Origin of the sequence: Pseudoflavonifractor capillosus, from assembly GCF_016899775.1 — a bacterium.
GTDB lineage: Bacteria > Bacillota > Clostridia > Oscillospirales > Oscillospiraceae > Lawsonibacter.
This window is the reverse complement of record NZ_JACJJE010000124.1, coordinates 1-1,962: the sequence shown is the minus strand read 5'-3', so window position 1 is coordinate 1,962 and position 1,962 is coordinate 1. Positions and strand designations below refer to the sequence as shown.

2 protein-coding genes are annotated in these 1,962 nt (G+C 55.0%); both read left to right on the top strand.

Features of this window, described 5'->3' with window-relative positions; all coding sequences use genetic code 11:
• On the top strand, window positions 1–1,162 hold a 1,162-nt coding region (locus H6B31_RS16540), incomplete at its 5' end, for a leucine-rich repeat domain-containing protein (RefSeq protein ID WP_204899501.1).
• Window positions 1,163–1,186: 24 nt separating this feature from the next.
• Window positions 1,187–1,962: serine/threonine protein kinase (locus H6B31_RS16535; protein WP_204899500.1), on the top strand; the 776-nt coding region annotated here is incomplete at its 3' end.

Genomic DNA, 1,962 nt, shown 5'->3' with positions numbered 1-1,962 from the left:
GGCGGTGATTGCGGTGGCCGTGGGCTTTGGGATCGCCATCGGCGGGAACTCCAGCGGTTCCGGAGGGGAGAAAGGCGACGGGAACCCCATTGCGGAAGCCCTGGCCCCCACGGTGACCATCGGCGGGGAGGAGTACAGCACAGCTCTGGAAGAATTGGATCTCAGCTACCAGGATTTGACGGATTCCGACATTCAGGGATTATCGGAGATGACCAATCTAAAAAAACTCAATTTAGATGGGAATCAGCTTTCTGATCTGACTGCTTTGGCCGGACTGACCCAACTGCAGTCCCTGAGCTTAGGGGAAAATGGAGCCGTCACCGATCTATCCCCTCTTTCCGGAATGGTGGAGTTAGTCAATCTGACATTGCCGGCGAATGCGGAAATTTCCGATCTGTCCCCTCTGGCCGGAATGCAGCAATTACGGTCGCTCAATATGTCCAGCGGCCTGGGAGAGAGCCTCAGCTTGATCGAAGATATTTCTCCGCTGTCTGAGTTGTCCCAGTTGGAATCTCTAACCCTGGCAGTCCGTTCTCTAAACGATCTGTCTTCGCTGTCCGGTCTGACAAATCTGAGGGAACTCCGCCTGTTTGGGGCGATTTCTATATCTGATCTCTCCCCCTTGTCCGGAATGAGCAATTTGGAGATCTTAGAGCTGCCCAGTAATGAGGCAAATGCTTATCTGGGGACCGATCTGAACGCGCTGGAAAATCTGCACCACTTAAAAGAGATCCATTTCAACATGGATGGTCTGGAAGACTTGGCCCCTCTGGCCAATCTGACGGAATTGGAAGAACTTGATATCTATGGGTTTGAAGCCAGCTATGACAGCTTGGAGCCGCTGCGGAATTTGACAAAGCTGCGAGTGCTGGTCCTGCCCCGGCGTCTGGCCTCGGCAAACCAGCAGGACTGGTGCAGTCTGGATGTCGTCGCCCAATTTCCCAATTTACAGGAGGCTCGGCTGGACGGGGACGTCTCCGATTTGTCGCCGTTCCGCAGCTTAAAAAATATCAGGAGCCTCACGTTGTACAATGGCTATTTAATGACCGACCTGTCACCCTTGAGCGAACTCCCCAATTTACAGACGTTAACGATCTATGGGCATTCGGAACAGCTTGACTATTCAAGCCTTGATCACGTCCCGATTCTGAATCTGGATTAAGTAAAAACATAAGGAATTGATCTTATGGAAACAAGACAGACATTTCGTTGCTATAACTGTTTTCAGGAGCGGGACAGTTTAGATGGCCCGTGCCCCCACTGCGGCTTCGATCTGGCGGAGAATGAGAAGAAGTACCCGGTGGCCCTGCGGGCTGGGACCGTTCTGAATGACCGGTACATCGTGGGCCGGGTGCTGGGCCAGGGCGGCTTCGGCATCACCTATCTGGCCTGGGACACCCAGCTGGAGGCTAAGGTGGCCATCAAGGAGTTCATGCCCGGGGAGCTGGCCACCCGTGTGGAGGGCACCACCGTCTCCGTCCTCTCCGCCGACCGTTCCGAGGATTTTACGTACGGCTCCGAGCGGTTCCAGGAGGAGGCCCGGACCCTGGCCAAGTTCATCGGCAACCCCAACATTGCGGCGGTGACCAGCTACTTTGACGAGAACGACACCTCGTACTTCGTCATGGACTACATCGAGGGTATCTCCTTTAAAACCTACATCGCCAACCACGGCGGAAAGGTGAGTGTAGAGGATACCCTGAACGTGATGATCCCGGTGCTCCGGGCTTTGACTGCGGTCCATCAAGAGGGCTTCATCCACCGGGACGTGACCCCGGACAACATCTACATCACCAAGGACGGCATGGTGAAGCTGCTGGACTTTGGCTCCGCCCGGTACAGTATCGGCGACAAGTCCAAGAGCTTAGACGTCATCCTAAAAGTAGGCTACGCCCCCAAGGAGCAGTACATCCGGAGAAGCCGCCAGGGGCCGTTTACCGATGTGTACTCCTGTGCCGCCTG